Origin of the sequence: Lactococcus sp. LG1074, from assembly GCF_017309525.1 — a bacterium.
Taxonomy (GTDB): domain Bacteria; phylum Bacillota; class Bacilli; order Lactobacillales; family Streptococcaceae; genus Lactococcus; species Lactococcus petauri.
This window is the reverse complement of sequence record NZ_CP071293.1, coordinates 1,725,635-1,740,439: the sequence shown is the minus strand read 5'-3', so window position 1 is coordinate 1,740,439 and position 14,805 is coordinate 1,725,635. Positions and strand designations below refer to the sequence as shown.

Here is a 14,805-nt window from a genome sequence, read left to right as displayed (position 1 = left end):
GTTCTCCTAAGATTATTATTTGAATTTTAAAGCAAGGCTTGCGGCACCGATGATACCAGCATCATTGCCAAGCTCAGCAAGTTTAATTTTTGTAGAATCACGTACTGTTGAAAACGAATATTTTTGGAAATAAGTTTCAACTTTAGAACGAAGAAACTCTCCAGCAGCAGAAACGCCACCACCGATGACAATAGCAGCAGGATTTAGGGTACTTCCAAGGTTAGCACAAGCAAAACCAAGGTAATAAGCAAATTTATCCACAACGCTAAGTGCAAAGGCATCACCTGCTTCTGCTGCAATAAAGATGTCTTTTGAAGTTACTTCGTCACCATTGTCGATACTTGCTTTAATTTGGCTGCTTCCTTCGTATTCTTCAGCGAATTTTCTTGCAAGACGTACGACGCCAGTAGCAGAAGTGACTGTTTCTAAGCAACCATGGTTTCCACAAGTACAAGCAAAACCATCATGTGGTTCTACTACGATATGTCCGATTTCACCGGCAGCGCCAACAACACCGTGGATAAGATTTCCAGCAGCAACAATACCGCCACCAACTCCAGTTCCTAAAGTGATAAAGACAACATCTGGCTGATTTTCACCAGCTCCGACCCAACGCTCGCCTAAAGCTGCAACATTTGCATCATTGTCAAGAATGAATGGTAGGCCGACGCCTTCGCTAATAGGCGCACCAACTTCTTGAGTATCGGCCCAGTTAAGGTTAAATGCACCTCGGACAGTAGCAGCTTCAATATCTACTGTACCAGGCGTGCCCATTCCAATACCAATAAAGTCAGACTTATCCAAGTTGTAAAGATTTAAACGGTGATTGATAGACTCAATGATATCAGGGACAATATGTTTTCCGTCACTGAGAATATTTGTCGGGATAGCCCATTTATCTTGAACTTCACCTTCAAGTGTCAAAATACCGAACTTGATAGAAGTTCCGCCGAGGTCAATACCAATAATTTTGTTAGCCATTTAGTTTTTCCTTCTCAATTCTTTCTTCACGACGTAAAATAAGTTGGGCAGTGAGGTATTCTTTATCACTTTTCTCAAAAATCCCCTGTTCAACCATATTTGTAAGTTCCTGTTGCATAAAATAAATCGCATCTAAGCGATTGGTCATGAAATTAATAAAACCGTATTTTTTTAACAATTCCTGTACATCATAAAGTGTTTTCATTGTTCTATTTTACCCTAACTGTAAGCGGTTTTCAAGTGTTGATAAGTTTTTAAGTGACTTTTTAGTCGTTATTTTTCTTAACCAACGGTTAACTTGTTTGGACTATTTCAAAAATATAAACTAATTTTCATAGTAGGAAGTGAGTCAAATTTGTTAATTTTATCCCTTAGAAAACTTGTAAACGCGTGCATTTTCGCCTTTGACAAAAAGTGTGCTATAATAAATCTGATATATTGTTTGGGCGCACCATAAAAGCTAGCGTTCAAGCTACGGAGACGCGATTTCCGTATGAATTTTTCGAAAGAATAGGTAGAAATAAATTGACTAAATTACGCGAAAACATCAGAAACGTTGCGATTATTGCCCACGTCGACCACGGTAAAACAACTTTGGTTGATGAGTTACTTAAACAATCACAAACGCTTGATGCCCGTACAAACCTTGCTGAACGCGCAATGGACTCTAACGCCCTTGAACAAGAACGCGGGATCACAATCCTTGCTAAAAATACAGCTGTAGAATATGGCGACACACGCATCAACATCTTGGACACACCAGGACACGCGGACTTCGGTGGTGAAGTAGAACGTATCATGAAAATGGTCGATGGTGTTGTTCTTGTCGTAGATGCTTATGAAGGTACAATGCCTCAAACACGTTTCGTGTTGAAAAAAGCTTTGGATCAAAACTTGACACCAATCGTTGTCGTGAACAAGATTGATAAACCATCTGCACGTCCACAAGAAGTTGTAGATGAAGTGTTGGAACTTTTCATCGAACTTGGTGCCGACGATGATCAATTGGACTTCCCAGTTGTTTATGCTTCAGCTATTAATGGATCATCTTCATTGAGCGATGATCCCGCAGATCAAGAAGCAACAATGGATCCAATCTTTAATACAATCATCGAACACATCCCGGCTCCTATCGATAACTCTGATGAACCTTTGCAATTCCAAGTTTCTCTCTTGGACTACAATGATTTCGTGGGTCGTATTGGTATCGGACGTGTTTTCCGTGGCACAATTAAAGTTGGGGACAATGTAACACTGTCTAAACTTGATGGTTCAACTAAAAACTTCCGTGTAACAAAACTTTTTGGTTTCTTTGGCCTTGACCGTCAAGAAATCACTGAAGCAAAAGCAGGTGACTTGATTGCTGTTTCTGGTATGGATGATATCTTCGTAGGTGAAACTGTTACACCTACAGATGCCATTGAACCATTGCCAGTTCTCCACATTGACGAACCAACACTTCAAATGACTTTCCTTGTAAATAACTCACCATTCGCAGGCCGCGAAGGTAAATGGGTAACTGCACGTAAAGTTGAAGAACGTTTGCAAGCAGAACTTCAAACAGACGTATCACTTCGTGTTGAAAATACTGATTCACCAGACAAATGGATCGTTTCAGGTCGTGGAGAATTGCACTTGTCTATCCTTATCGAAACAATGCGTCGTGAAGGCTATGAACTTCAAGTTTCACGTCCAGAAGTTATCGTTAAAGAAATTGACGGTGTAGAATGTGAACCATTTGAACGTGTACGTATTGATACACCTGAAGAATACCAAGGATCAATTATCCAAGCCCTTTCAGAACGTAAGGGTGACATGTTGGACATGGAAATCACAGGTAATGGTCAAGCACGTCTAGTCTTCTTGGTTCCAGCACGTGGTTTGATTGGTTTCACAACAGAATTTATGTCAATGACACGTGGATATGGTATCATGAACCACACATTTGACCAATATATGCCAATGGTTAAAGGAACAATCGGTGGACGTAGCCGTGGTGCTTTGATCTCTATGGACCAAGGTTCTGTAACATCATATGCTATGGGATACGTACAAGAGCGTGGTGTTCTCTTTGTTGAAGCGGGTACAGAAGTTTATGCAGGTATGATTATCGGTGAGCACTCACGTGATAATGACTTGACAGTTAACGTTACAAAAGCTAAACAACAAACAAACGTTCGTTCATCTAATAAAGACTCAACTTCAGTCCTTAACGCTTCTAAAATCTTGTCTCTTGAAGAATCATTAGAATTCTTGGGTGATGACGAATACATGGAAGTAACACCAGAATCAATCCGCTTGCGTAAACAAATTCTTGACAAAGCAATGCGTGAAAAAGCAACGAAAAAGAAAAAAACTGCTGAATAAATAATAGTTTGCATATGGCGCTTGAAACAGCAGAGGAATTTGAGGAAAGACTAAGAAGCCAAAAATAAGGAGAAAAGCATGTTTTATCTGATACTTTTAGTTTTATTTGCCTTGGGCTATATCTTTTTAATGCCGAAGGATGTGAGAAGAAGTGCAGATATCTTTGTTTTTGCATCTGTGTCTGTCCTCATCGTGGCTGTAGCCATCGGTCAAGCGGTCAGTCACCGTGCTGCTTTATATGAAATTGCAATGGTGATTGCACTCTTAGCCCTCGCTGTTAAGGCTCTTGTGGAAATTGAAAAATTATAAAATAAGAAATAGTTTGTCTCGGGCAGACTATTTTTTGGAGGTTACATGGATATAGAGAAAATCGAAAAAGCCTTTGGATTAGTTCTTGAGAATATTATGGCAATTCAAGCAGAGCTCTTGACTGATTTTTATGATGCTTTTGTGGAACAAAATGCAGCTTACTTAGGCGCTTTAGAATTTGCGTCACTGACGAAGGAAAATAATGATAAGGTTCGTTCAATGAACCTCACGAAAAGTGAATGGCAAAAGCTGTTTCAGTTTGTTTTGCTTCAGGGGTCACGTGTCGCACCAATGCAGGCAAATCATAATTTAACTCCGGATTCTATTGGTTTCATCTTTAATTTTATCATTGAGGAGTTACACAAAGAAAGAAAGATTCGTTTACTAGAATTTGGCTCAGGAACGGGGAATTTGGCGGAAACGCTTTTGGTTCACATGCAAAAAGAAGTAGACTATGTTGGTTTTGAAGTAGATGACCTCTTGTTGGATTTGTCCGCTTCAATGTCAGAAGTCATGGGAACAGAAGCAAGTTTTCTCCAAATCGATGCCGTTAAACCACAGCCCTTGGAACCTGTGGATGTTGTGATGAGTGATCTCCCAGTTGGTTATTATCCAGACGATGAAACAGCCAGCCATTTTCAAGTGCATGACAAATCAGAACATACCTATGTGCACCATTTAATGGTTGAGCAATCTTTCAAATATCTGAAAGAGAGTGGTTTTGCGCTCTTCTTAGCTCCAGATAATCTTTTGACAAGTGCACAGTCTGAGTTTTTGAAGGCTTGGATTAAAGAGCATGCGCATGTTGCTGCAGTTATTACATTACCTTCATCACTCTTTAAAGGTGCAGGGAAATCAATTTATTTATTAAGTAAAAACCAGACAAATACACCGACTTTTGTTTACCCCTTGTCTGATTTAGCAGACCGTTCTATTTTGCAAGAATTTATGTCTGAGTTTGTGAAAAATGTTAAGATTTGACCAAAAACTCTTGGCCAGTCACTGCCTTCAAATTGGTTTTGTGATATAATTTAAGAGAAATTTGAAAGAAGAAGGATAGATAAAATGACAAAAACTCTTGCGGTTAATGCTGGTTCATCATCAATGAAATGGCAAATGTATGAAATGCCAGAAGAAAAAGTTCTTGCAAAAGGTTTAATCGAACGTATTGGCTTGAAAGATTCAGTCACAACCGTAAAATTTAATGATCAAAAAGAAGAACGTGTGTTGGATATTGTAGATCATACACAAGCCGTTCACATTTTACTTGAAGACTTGAAACGTTTCCATATTGTTGAAGAATTTTCAGAGATTGCAGGAGTAGGTCACCGTGTTGTCGCTGGTGGAGAGTTATTTAAAAAATCTACTTTGATCGATCAGGAAGTACTGAAACAAATTGAAGAGCTTTCACCGCTTGCTCCCCTTCACAATCCAGCAAATGCTGCTGGTATAAAGGCTTTCTTGGAGTTGTTGCCTGAAGCAACAGCGGTAGCTGTTTTTGATACGGCTTTCCACACAACAATGCCTGAAAAAGCTTTCCGTTACCCATTGCCTAAAAAATATTACACTGAAAATGCAGTGCGTAAATATGGAGCACACGGAACTTCACACATGTTTGTGGCACAAGAAGCTGCAAAAATGTTAGGCAAAGATATTAAGGATACAAAAATCATTACTGCTCATATCGGTAATGGGGGCTCAATCACTGCTGTAAAAGGTGGCAAGTCCATCGACACTTCAATGGGCTTCACACCCTTAGCAGGCATTATGATGGGAACACGTACAGGCGATATGGATCCTTCTGTTTTCCCTTATCTTATTGCTAACGACGATTCACTCAAGGATGCTCAAGACGTTGTCAACATGATGAATAAAGAGTCAGGACTATTTGGTGTTTCTGGTTTGTCTTCTGATATGCGTGAAATTATTACTGCTCGTGATGCTGGGGATACAGATGCAGCCTTAGCATTCGAAATGTATGTTGATCGTATTCAAAAATTCATTGGTCAATACTTGGCTGTTTTGAACGGTGCCGATGCGATTGTATTTACAGCAGGTGTAGGGGAAAACTCAGCTCCAGTACGTGAAGGCGTCTTAAAAGGTTTGTCATGGTTTGGTATTGATGTTGACTTCTCTAAGAATGTTTTTGGATTTGAAGGAGAAATGTCAACACCAGAATCACGCGTTAAAGTCTTTGTTATTCCAACTGATGAGGAGCTTGTAATTGCACGCGATGTTGAAGCGGCAAAAGCGAAATAAAATAAAACGGCGTGTAAAATGCCGTTTTTTTAATATTTCTTTTAAGATATTTTTTAAAGTTATGTTATACTAGTAAGACAAAAAGAAAACACTTACATATTGAAGGGATTTTTAAAATATGGAAAAAACACTCGCTGTTAACGCTGGATCATCATCACTAAAATGGCAACTTTATGATATGCCAGAAGAAAAAGTTATTGCTAAAGGTATTTTTGAACGTATTGGTTTGAAAGATTCTATTTCAACAACGAAGTTTGATGATCAAGTGCATAAAAGAGAGCAGGATATTGTTGACCATCGTCAAGCAGTCTTGCTTTTGATGGACGAGTTGATACATTTTAAACTCATTAGTAGTTTCCGTGAGATTACAGCTATTGGTCACCGTGTTGTTGCGGGTGGAGAATTTTTCAATACGTCTACTGTAATTACTCCTGAAGTTTTAGAAGAGATAAAAAACCTTTCAACTTTAGCCCCTCTCCACAACCCAGCAAATGTGCTAGGGATTGAGGCTTTTAAACGATTACTTCCAGATGCACTTGCTGTAGCTGTCTTTGATACAGCTTTTCACACGACATTGCCAGAAAAAGCCTTCCGTTATCCCATTCCAACAAAATACTATACCGACTATGCTATTCGTAAATATGGAGCGCATGGAACTTCACACATGTATGTGTCACGTGAAGCAGCAAAAGTTTTAGGGAAACCACTAGAAGACCTAAAACTTATCACCGCTCACATTGGTAATGGTGCTTCGATTACTGCTATTGAAGGCGGAAAGTCTGTTGATACTTCAATGGGCTTCACACCACTAGCGGGTGTTATGATGGGCACACGTTCAGGAGAAATGGACCCTTCGGTGATTTCTTATATGCTTGAAAGTGATCCTAGCCTACGGTCAGCGCAAGATGTTATTGATGTGCTCAATAAAAAATCTGGCTTACTTGGTGTATCAGAGTTTTCAAGTGATATGCGTGACCTAGAGGAAGCACGTAACGCTGGCAATGAAAAAGCTATCCTAGCTTATGAAATGTTTATTGACCGTTTGAAGAAATTTATCGCACAGTACTTCGGGGTCCTCAATGGAGCAGATGCACTTATCTTTACAGCAGGTATTGGGGAAAACGATACTGATGCTCGTCGTGATATTGTAGCAGGCTTGTCCTGGTTTGGTATGGAAATTGACCCAGAAAAGAATGTCCGCGGGGCGAATGGCATCATTTCTACTCCAGAATCACGTGTTAAAGTTTTGGTTATACCAACAGACGAAGAATTGGTTATTGCGCGTGATGTTGAAGCTGCAAAAAATAAATAATCTTGTTAAAAGACCATATGGTCTTTTTTTCAGCTAAATTTTATGGTAAAATAGTAGGGATAAAAAAGAATAGAGAAGAGATAGGTAACTATGGCTGATATTAAATATAAACGCGTACTTTTGAAACTTTCTGGCGAAGCTTTAGCTGGAGAAAAGGGTTTTGGAATTGATCCTGAAACAGTGAAAAAAGTTGCTGAAGAGCTCAAAGAAGTATACGCTCTTGGTGCAGAAATCGCCATTGTTTGTGGCGGTGGAAATATCTGGCGCGGCGTGACCGGTGAAAAGATCGGTATGGAACGTGCCCAAGCAGATTATATGGGCATGCTAGCTACAATCATGAACGGCTTAGCTCTTCAAGATACACTTGAAGCACTTGGCGTACCTACTCGTGTTCAAACAGCTATCGAAATGAAAGCTGTTGCAGAGCCTTATATCCGTCGTCGCGCTGAACGACACCTTGAAAAAGGTCGCGTCGTTATTTTCGCAGGTGGAACAGGTTCGCCATACTTCTCCACAGATACAACATCAGCACTTCGTGCAGCAGAAATTAATGCGGATGTTATTTTAATGGCTAAAAATGGTGTCGATGGTGTCTATAATGCAGATCCAAAACTTGACGAAACAGCAGTTAAATTTGACAACCTTACACACATGGACGTTATCACAAAAGGTCTTCACGTTATGGACTCAACGGCTTCAACAATGTCAATGGACAACCACATTCCACTTGTTGTCTTCAATATGAATGAATCTGGAAACATTAAACGTGTTGTTCAAGGTGAAGAAATCGGAACAACTGTAGAATAAATTTATAATAAAATAAAAAGGAAAAATCATGGCAAACGAAATTATTGATAATGCAAAAGAACGTATGAATAGCTCATTGAACAGCTTGCAACGTGACCTTGGTCACATCCGTGCAGGTCGTGCCAATGCGAGCTTGCTCGACCGCATCTCTGTGGAGTACTATGGCGCACCAACACCACTAAATCAAATGGCATCAATCACAATTCCAGAAGCGCGTGTTTTGATGATTACACCATTTGATAAAACAATCTTGAAAGATATCGAGCATGCCTTGAATGCCAGTGATATTGGAATTACACCAGCAAATGATGGTTCAGTTATTCGCTTGGTTATCCCAATGTTGACAGAAGAACGTCGTAAAGAGTTGGTTAAAGAGATGGGTAAATACATCGAAGGTGCAAAAGTTGCAATCCGTAACATCCGTCGTGATGCTATCGATACAGCGAAAAAACAAGAAAAAGCAAAAGAAATCACAGAAGATGATTTGAAAGTACTTGAAAAAGACATTCAAACTATAACAGATAATGCTGTTAAAGAAGCAGATAAAATGGCTGCTGAAAAAGAAAAAGAACTTTTGGATGTTTAAGTTTGTATCGTCATTTGATTGTAAAAGATTTTATTCTATATAATCGAGAGAGAGCAAAAAAAAACAATCAGAAATAAACGGCTCTGCGGAGCCGTTTTTAAGGAAACAGAATGAATAATTTATTAGCAACAACATTTTCAGCGATTATTACAGCTGAGAATGATCAATTTTACTTTTTGCAGAAAGATGATAATATCATACGTCTTGCAAAATCAGAAGGCGAACACCAGGTAGGGGATATCGTCACAGGTTTTGCCTATGTGGATAAATCTGACAAAATGTGCATGACAACGCAAGAACCAACAGCAACACGTGAAAAATTCGGCTGGGGCACAGTGACCGATGTTCGTCGTGACTTGGGCGCTTTCGTTGATATTGGTTTAGCTGGGAAAGATATCGTGGTTTCGCTTGATGATCTTCCGCTACCAGAAGATAAAGATCAATGGCCTAAAAAAGGGGATAAGCTCTTTGTTAAAATCGTCGTTGATGCGAAAGATCGTCTTTGGGGTAAATTAGCTTGGCACCAAGATTTCTGGGAAATGTCAGGACCGGCCTATGACAATATGCAAAACCAAGACTTACGCGGGATTGTTTACCGTAACAAAGAAACGGGCTCTTTCGTCTATCTTCCAGATAATAATATGCTTGGTTTCATCCATCCTAACGAAGCTTTTGGCACACTCCGTATCGGGCAAGAGCTTCAGGTACGTGTCATTGGCTTCCGTGATCAAGACCGTAGTTTAAACCTTAGTGCGAGACCACGTGCTTATGAAATGTTGGATGCTGATGCACAGATGATTCTCGCATATCTTGAGAGTATGGGTGGAAAAATGCCTTTTAATGATAAGTCAGCGCCAGATGATATCAAAGCGACATTTGGTATATCTAAAGGACAATTTAAAAAAGCGCTTGGCGGTTTGATGAAGAATAAAAAAATTAAACAAAGTCCAGAAGGTACAGAGCTCATTTGATAAAAACACTAAAAAGTTGGATTCATCCAGCTTTTTTTCCCATAAATAAAAGCCGTTTGGAATTTAAAGAAAAAAATAAGTGCATGATAGAGTGAGTTTTGTTATAATATCTTCAACTAAGAAGAACGGGGAAAGAGTATGAGTAAAGAAAGAGCAATATTTGCCGGTGGCTGTTTTTGGTGTATGGTACAGCCCTTTGAGGAACAAACAGGGATTCTTGCTGTGACAAGTGGTTATACAGGCGGTCATGTTGATAATCCAACTTATGAGCAAGTTTGCAATCATCAGACAGGCCATACTGAGGCAGTGGAGATTATCTTTGATAATGAAAAAATCACTTACAAAGATTTAGTGGAACTTTACTGGGAGCAGACCGATCCAACCGATATGTTTGGGCAATTTGAGGATCGTGGCGATAACTATCGTCCAGTTATTTTCTATACTGCTGACTCACAGAGAGAAGTCGCTGAAAAGTCAAAAGAAGCACTTCAAAATTCTGGACGTTTTGATCAGCCTATTGTTACCACAATAGAACCCGCACAAAAGTTCTGGCCGGCAGAGGATTATCATCAAGGATTTTATAAAACAAATCCTGAGCGTTATGCTTTGTCTAGCCGTTTACGTCATAAGTTTTTGGAGGAAAACTGGAAATGAGACAGCCTTTTTATACTTATTTGATGCGTCATCGGGCGCCAGTTGAGGTGGATGACGTTACACGTTTGGCTAATCTTGCCTTTGCGGATACACAGTTTCCCAAACAATCGAAAGACTTTGACGAAGTGTCCACATACCTGGAAACCTATGCCCCTTTTTACTTTAACTTGGGACTTTTTGACGATATCTGGGCAATGTACCTAGAAGCCTAAAAATGGAGGAAAACACAATGAAAATGGCACACACCTGTTACCGCGTCAAAGACTTGGACGCTTCAATCAAGTTTTATCAAGAAGCTTTTGGTTTTGAGGAAAAACGTCGTCGTGACTTTTTAGAATATGAATTTACTTTAGTTTATTTGACTTTACCTGGTGATAACTACGAATTAGAATTGACTTATAATTACAATCATGAAGCGTATGATTTGGGTAATGGCTATGGACATATTGCTATTTCGGTTGATAATTTGGAAGAACTGCATACAAAACAAAAACAAGCAGGGTTTGAAGTTACCGAACTTAAAGTCCTTCCTAACTCCGACACACGCTATTACTTTATTATTGATCCAGATGGCTATAAGGTTGAAGTGATTGCAGAGTAAATAAAAAAGAATAAAAAGACTGAATTATTTCAGTCTTTTTTTGATTTTCGCCTAAATGTAGCAGCCGCATTTTTCAAGCTTAAAGTATTTCTACTTTTTCATGAAAACTAAATGTAGAGGGAAAATTATCAGAGGATTCTCGTGTTAGACTAATAAATATAAAATAAAGGAAGGAGGCTAAAAAGTACTGTTGTCCTAGAAAAAAATAGTTGTATTTGAAAGGAAGCTTTATTATGAAAATCAAAAAAATTATTGCCGTATCAACTTTAGGGCTAGCTCTTTTTGGGGCAAGTCAGATTGCGACTGCTGAGAAAATATCTGCCGATGGTGTTTTTGGCGATAGTGTTGAAAAGATGGAACGTGCTGTTCGTATTTTGCAAAATAATTTTACGAAACACGGCAAACAGGTGGCATATTATAAAACTTTTCCAGATGCCGCTTTGGGGAAGAAAACCTTGACATCAGAGTATTATAATTGGGCTGTAAAGCATCAAAGCACTGCTTATGTCCAAGGCGGAGGAAATCAAAGTAGTGGCTGGTATCCGGCAGGTTATAAAGTTTGGATATCTTCTACAGGTTATCGTTATGGAGGATATAGCTGGGGCTATCAGGCAGTTGGAAATAAATGGTAAATCGTGATGAATAAGCTGTTGAAATTTACCTTATTACTCCTTTTTTCTTTGATTACTTGCATGATTGCTTATATGCGTTATACCGATAAAGAAGCCACACGGTTGAGGGAAGCTGTTCAACTTCCAAATTATACCCAGATTTATCAGCCCAAAATAAATAATCCCAATAATGACCTTAACGACCTTGATGTGAAGGTAGAGTTTATAAATCGTAAAGATTTTATTAAGGCAATAAAAGAGGTTTCGCAAGAATTTGATGTTCCTTTTATTATCCGTGTGCGTTTTCTAGGGCATAAAAATGATGGAAAAGGTAATGTTGATTATGGATCCCCTCTATCAAATATTACTTATTTTGAAACACACTATCATCCTAGAAAAGAAAAGAAGTTTAGAGACCTCGATTATAAGGTAAAGATAAATAATAGCCCTATAGAAGATTTGACAGATGAGCAATATCAAGGAGCCAGTATATTTTTCAAATCTGACGATAAAAAAAGAGTTTTAGAAGCTTTATCCCAAAAGTTTAATCAAATCTCAAAAGTTCAAACAAGCTCTGCCAGTTTAGAGAATCAGCCGTCATGGTATATTCCGAGCAGTCCAATTATTAGAGTCAGTGATATCTATGTATTCCTTATTAAAGTTGTTCTTTTCTTTTACTTTGTTTTTATGTTTATATGGATAATTTTAAGAAATAAAGAAATAGCTATATTTTCTCTTAATGGCTTGAGCAACTTCATAATCCTCAAACGAATCTATCTTAAATCTTTTGTTGGAACACAGCTTTTGGTACTTTTTTTGGCAAATATACTGATAATAAGAGCAATTGATACAGAATACATAGGATTGATTTTTTTAATTTCAATTTTGAGTGTGTTTGGTGTATTGCTTATTATTGGAGTTATTGTGAGGTTTTCTCTGGCTCAGCAAGTCAATAATAAACCATTTTTTAAAAGATTTTATGTTGCTGTCTATCTTGTCAAGGTATATATTTTTGCAGCAAGTGTAGCAACAAGCATGGGATTGATGCTCTTGTTCAACAGTAGTATAGGAGTGTTGCAATCCTCGCCTATAAAAGGTTATGGTACTTTTCATGGCGGCGGTTCGGGTTATTTAGAAAGTTTGAAGAGTCATACACAGCACGAATCCCTTTTTAAATACATGGAGAATAATGGTGGTTTACACGCTGCAAAGAAATTTTTACCGCAGAAATTTTTGGAGAAATATCAAGGCATGGAAATTAATTCAGCTTATCTTCAAAAATATAAGATAGAAGATGTTAATGGAAATGATATTAAAATCCCGACTGAAACAAGTGAAGCGGTGATTTTAATTAACGAACGCTATAAAGATAAGTTGCATGAGATAAAAAAAGGATATTTGGAACTTCTAGATATGTCTGGTCTTTGGTTTAAAGGAAAGAATAGTCGTTTCATTATCATCAAAGATAAGCAAAAAATACCAGCTTTTCAAGGGGAACGAGGCGGAATTTTTTCTAATGGAAGAAAAGAGGAAATACGAGCAGATATAGTAGAGGTCCATACGGTAAATAATGCGGGAGTAAACACCTACATCAATATGTTTTATAATGGGAACACTCTTGGTGCTTTATTTCCTATTAAGAAAAGTGCGGAAAAAACTTATTTAGATCTACTCCCTAGTTTAAGGAAGGATAAGGTAGAAGCTAGTTTTACTTCATTTGTTTCTAGCTCAAAAATTGCAGAGAATGATATGAAGATGTATATTGGAGAGCGCTGGTCATGGGTATTGATGAACCTTCTGGCATTCATTCTCTTTATCATCATGATACTATCCACAACAATGATTTATTTCAGAGTCAATAAAGAAAAGCTTGTCCTTTTTCGGATACAAGGATTTTTCCGTCTAAGAAGCTATCGCTTTCTATTTATAATCATTATCATTCAAAACATAGTGTTTTTTACTCAATCGATGATTTTAGGCTATGATTTCACAGTCATTGAGGCTTATATACTTTATGCTTTGATTGAGATATTTTTAGTCTTCCACCTCCTCACTCGCCTCGAAAAGAAAGAGTTAGTCAACACCTTGAAAGGAGCATAATACAGCATGATAGAACTGCAAGAAGTGAGTAAAAAGTTTGGGAAACATCAGATTTTTGAAAATTTTTCCCTCAGTATTCCAGCTCAGAAAATGACAGCGATACTCGGAAGAAGTGGCGCCGGAAAGTCCACGCTTCTTAATCTTATCGGATTGATTGAAGGCGCAGATTCTGGGAGGTTATATATATCAGGGAAAAAAGCACCTAAGATAAACAGCAAAGAAGCGTTACTTATGCGGCGCAACCTGATAGCATTTCTTTTTCAAAACTTTGCCTTGATTGAAGATGAGAGCATTGAGCGAAATCTCAATATCTCTCTAGTGTATGAGAAAATAAAAGGCAAAGAAAAGCGACGTAGGATGAGAGAGATTTTAAATCAAGTAGGTATTGCTCATAAGCTAAGCGAAAAAGTATACGCTTTGTCTGGTGGGGAAAAACAGCGTGTAGCTCTGGCGCGTGCTTTGTTGAAACGCAGTAAGATTATCTTGGCTGATGAGCCGACCGGCTCTTTAGATGAACAAAATAGATCCTTGATACTGGGATTGTTACGCCAAGAAGTAGAAAAGGGAAAAACAGTCATCATTGTCACGCATGATCCAGCTGTTGTTGCAGCATGTGATGAATTCGTTGAAATATAGAGACTTGACAAAAACAACTATATTTGGTAGACTGTTTAAGTATGTTTTTAGCATATAGGCGTGGAAGATAGAATGGTCTATCATCATACCACATCACGAAAACAATATTATAAGGAGAAATTTATCGTGGCTAAACAAGTAGAAAAACTCGTTAAATTGCAAATTCCTGCCGGTAAAGCAACACCAGCTCCACCAGTTGGTCCAGCTTTGGGTCAAGCAGGTATCAACATCATGGGATTCACTAAAGAATTCAACGCGCGTACAGCTGACCAAGCTGGTATGCTCATCCCAGTTGTAATCTCAGTATATGAAGATAAATCATTTACATTCATTACAAAAACTCCTCCAGCAGCAGTTCTTTTGAAAAAAGCAGCTAAAGTTGAAAAAGGTTCAGGTGAACCTAACAAAGTTAAAGTTGCAACTGTAACAAAAGCACAAGTTGAAGAAATTGCAAACACTAAGATGGCTGACCTTAACGCTGGTTCACTTGAAGCAGCAATGTCAATGATCGAAGGTACTGCGAAATCTATGGGATTTGTAGTAGAAGGTTAATTTTTAATTAATCATCGCTCATTTTCCACACAAGTGGAAGGCTGTTATAATAACAGACA

17 protein-coding genes are annotated in these 14,805 nt (G+C 38.3%); 15 read left to right on the top strand and 2 right to left on the bottom strand.

Features of this window, described 5'->3' with window-relative positions; genetic code table 11:
• Window positions 1-15: 15 nt before the first annotated feature.
• On the bottom strand, window positions 16-981 hold the full coding sequence (locus tag J0J36_RS08690) for an ROK family glucokinase (protein ID WP_019292244.1): 966 nt from the start codon (window positions 979-981) through the stop codon (window positions 16-18).
• Window positions 974-1,186: a YqgQ family protein gene (locus tag J0J36_RS08685; RefSeq protein ID WP_003133311.1), complete on the bottom strand. Its 213-nt coding sequence runs from the start codon at window positions 1,184-1,186 to the stop codon at window positions 974-976. Before J0J36_RS08685 ends, J0J36_RS08690 begins: the two co-directional genes overlap by 8 nt.
• A gap of 320 nt (window positions 1,187-1,506) precedes the next feature.
• Here J0J36_RS08685 and typA point away from each other — a divergent pair, with 320 nt between their 5' ends.
• From typA to rplK, 15 genes are all read left to right on the top strand, one after another.
• Window positions 1,507-3,348 carry a translational GTPase TypA gene (typA, locus tag J0J36_RS08680; RefSeq protein ID WP_019335381.1) on the top strand — a complete coding sequence of 614 codons (1,842 nt, stop codon included), beginning with the start codon at window positions 1,507-1,509 and terminating at the stop codon, window positions 3,346-3,348.
• A gap of 78 nt (window positions 3,349-3,426) precedes the next feature.
• Complete coding sequence (locus tag J0J36_RS08675) at window positions 3,427-3,657, top strand: DUF3165 family protein (RefSeq protein WP_019292242.1); 231 nt, start codon at window positions 3,427-3,429, stop codon at window positions 3,655-3,657.
• A 45-nt stretch (window positions 3,658-3,702) separates the two neighbouring features.
• On the top strand, window positions 3,703-4,638 hold the full coding sequence (locus tag J0J36_RS08670) for a class I SAM-dependent methyltransferase (RefSeq protein ID WP_019292241.1): 936 nt from the start codon (window positions 3,703-3,705) through the stop codon (window positions 4,636-4,638).
• Between the two features lie 84 nt (window positions 4,639-4,722).
• Window positions 4,723-5,916, top strand: a complete 1,194-nt coding sequence (locus J0J36_RS08665) for an acetate kinase (protein WP_019292240.1) — start codon at window positions 4,723-4,725, stop codon at window positions 5,914-5,916.
• A gap of 118 nt (window positions 5,917-6,034) precedes the next feature.
• Window positions 6,035-7,228: an acetate kinase gene (locus tag J0J36_RS08660; RefSeq protein WP_019294231.1), complete on the top strand. Its 1,194-nt coding sequence runs from the start codon at window positions 6,035-6,037 to the stop codon at window positions 7,226-7,228.
• A gap of 90 nt (window positions 7,229-7,318) precedes the next feature.
• Window positions 7,319-8,035, top strand: coding sequence for a UMP kinase (gene pyrH / locus J0J36_RS08655; protein ID WP_019292238.1), 717 nt, complete (start codon window positions 7,319-7,321; stop codon window positions 8,033-8,035).
• A 28-nt stretch (window positions 8,036-8,063) separates the two neighbouring features.
• A complete protein-coding gene (frr, locus tag J0J36_RS08650; RefSeq protein WP_017368646.1) occupies window positions 8,064-8,621 on the top strand; it encodes a ribosome recycling factor in 558 nt (185 codons plus the stop codon).
• Between the two features lie 110 nt (window positions 8,622-8,731).
• Window positions 8,732-9,592 (top strand): S1 RNA-binding domain-containing protein, encoded by an 861-nt coding sequence (locus J0J36_RS08645; RefSeq protein WP_019292237.1) that lies wholly within the window; start codon window positions 8,732-8,734, stop codon window positions 9,590-9,592.
• Between the two features lie 138 nt (window positions 9,593-9,730).
• Complete coding sequence (msrA, locus tag J0J36_RS08640; protein ID WP_019292236.1) at window positions 9,731-10,246, top strand: peptide-methionine (S)-S-oxide reductase MsrA; 516 nt, start codon at window positions 9,731-9,733, stop codon at window positions 10,244-10,246.
• Window positions 10,243-10,458: a YozE family protein gene (locus J0J36_RS08635; RefSeq protein WP_003133330.1), complete on the top strand. Its 216-nt coding sequence runs from the start codon at window positions 10,243-10,245 to the stop codon at window positions 10,456-10,458. The genes msrA and J0J36_RS08635 overlap by 4 nt, the downstream gene beginning before the upstream one ends.
• 17 nt (window positions 10,459-10,475) lie before the next feature.
• Complete coding sequence (locus J0J36_RS08630) at window positions 10,476-10,847, top strand: VOC family protein (RefSeq protein ID WP_019292235.1); 372 nt, start codon at window positions 10,476-10,478, stop codon at window positions 10,845-10,847.
• A 233-nt stretch (window positions 10,848-11,080) separates the two neighbouring features.
• Window positions 11,081-11,479, top strand: coding sequence for a hypothetical protein (locus J0J36_RS08625; protein ID WP_153925378.1), 399 nt, complete (start codon window positions 11,081-11,083; stop codon window positions 11,477-11,479).
• Window positions 11,480-11,539: 60 nt separating this feature from the next.
• Window positions 11,540-13,558 (top strand): DUF1430 domain-containing protein, encoded by a 2,019-nt coding sequence (locus J0J36_RS08620; protein ID WP_242520616.1) that lies wholly within the window; start codon window positions 11,540-11,542, stop codon window positions 13,556-13,558.
• Between the two features lie 6 nt (window positions 13,559-13,564).
• Window positions 13,565-14,194, top strand: coding sequence for an ABC transporter ATP-binding protein (locus tag J0J36_RS08615; RefSeq protein WP_019292232.1), 630 nt, complete (start codon window positions 13,565-13,567; stop codon window positions 14,192-14,194).
• A 126-nt stretch (window positions 14,195-14,320) separates the two neighbouring features.
• Window positions 14,321-14,746, top strand: coding sequence for a 50S ribosomal protein L11 (gene rplK, locus J0J36_RS08610; RefSeq protein ID WP_003133340.1), 426 nt, complete (start codon window positions 14,321-14,323; stop codon window positions 14,744-14,746).
• Window positions 14,747-14,805 lie beyond the last annotated feature (59 nt).

Excerpts from the sequence above, each read along its gene's own strand:
- J0J36_RS08690 (WP_019292244.1), bottom strand. The coding sequence starts at position 981 with ATGGCTAACAAAATTATTGGTATTGACCTCGGCGGAACTTCTATCAAG.
- J0J36_RS08685 (WP_003133311.1), bottom strand. The coding sequence starts at position 1,186 with ATGAAAACACTTTATGATGTACAGGAATTGTTAAAAAAATACGGTTTT.
- J0J36_RS08675 (WP_019292242.1), top strand. The coding sequence starts at position 3,427 with ATGTTTTATCTGATACTTTTAGTTTTATTTGCCTTGGGCTATATCTTT.
- J0J36_RS08670 (WP_019292241.1), top strand. The coding sequence starts at position 3,703 with ATGGATATAGAGAAAATCGAAAAAGCCTTTGGATTAGTTCTTGAGAAT.
- J0J36_RS08665 (WP_019292240.1), top strand. The coding sequence starts at position 4,723 with ATGACAAAAACTCTTGCGGTTAATGCTGGTTCATCATCAATGAAATGG.
- J0J36_RS08660 (WP_019294231.1), top strand. The coding sequence starts at position 6,035 with ATGGAAAAAACACTCGCTGTTAACGCTGGATCATCATCACTAAAATGG.
- pyrH (WP_019292238.1), top strand. The coding sequence starts at position 7,319 with ATGGCTGATATTAAATATAAACGCGTACTTTTGAAACTTTCTGGCGAA.
- frr (WP_017368646.1), top strand. The coding sequence starts at position 8,064 with ATGGCAAACGAAATTATTGATAATGCAAAAGAACGTATGAATAGCTCA.
- J0J36_RS08645 (WP_019292237.1), top strand. The coding sequence starts at position 8,732 with ATGAATAATTTATTAGCAACAACATTTTCAGCGATTATTACAGCTGAG.
- msrA (WP_019292236.1), top strand. The coding sequence starts at position 9,731 with ATGAGTAAAGAAAGAGCAATATTTGCCGGTGGCTGTTTTTGGTGTATG.
- J0J36_RS08635 (WP_003133330.1), top strand. The coding sequence starts at position 10,243 with ATGAGACAGCCTTTTTATACTTATTTGATGCGTCATCGGGCGCCAGTT.
- J0J36_RS08630 (WP_019292235.1), top strand. The coding sequence starts at position 10,476 with ATGAAAATGGCACACACCTGTTACCGCGTCAAAGACTTGGACGCTTCA.
- J0J36_RS08625 (WP_153925378.1), top strand. The coding sequence starts at position 11,081 with ATGAAAATCAAAAAAATTATTGCCGTATCAACTTTAGGGCTAGCTCTT.
- J0J36_RS08620 (WP_242520616.1), top strand. The coding sequence starts at position 11,540 with ATGATTGCTTATATGCGTTATACCGATAAAGAAGCCACACGGTTGAGG.
- J0J36_RS08615 (WP_019292232.1), top strand. The coding sequence starts at position 13,565 with ATGATAGAACTGCAAGAAGTGAGTAAAAAGTTTGGGAAACATCAGATT.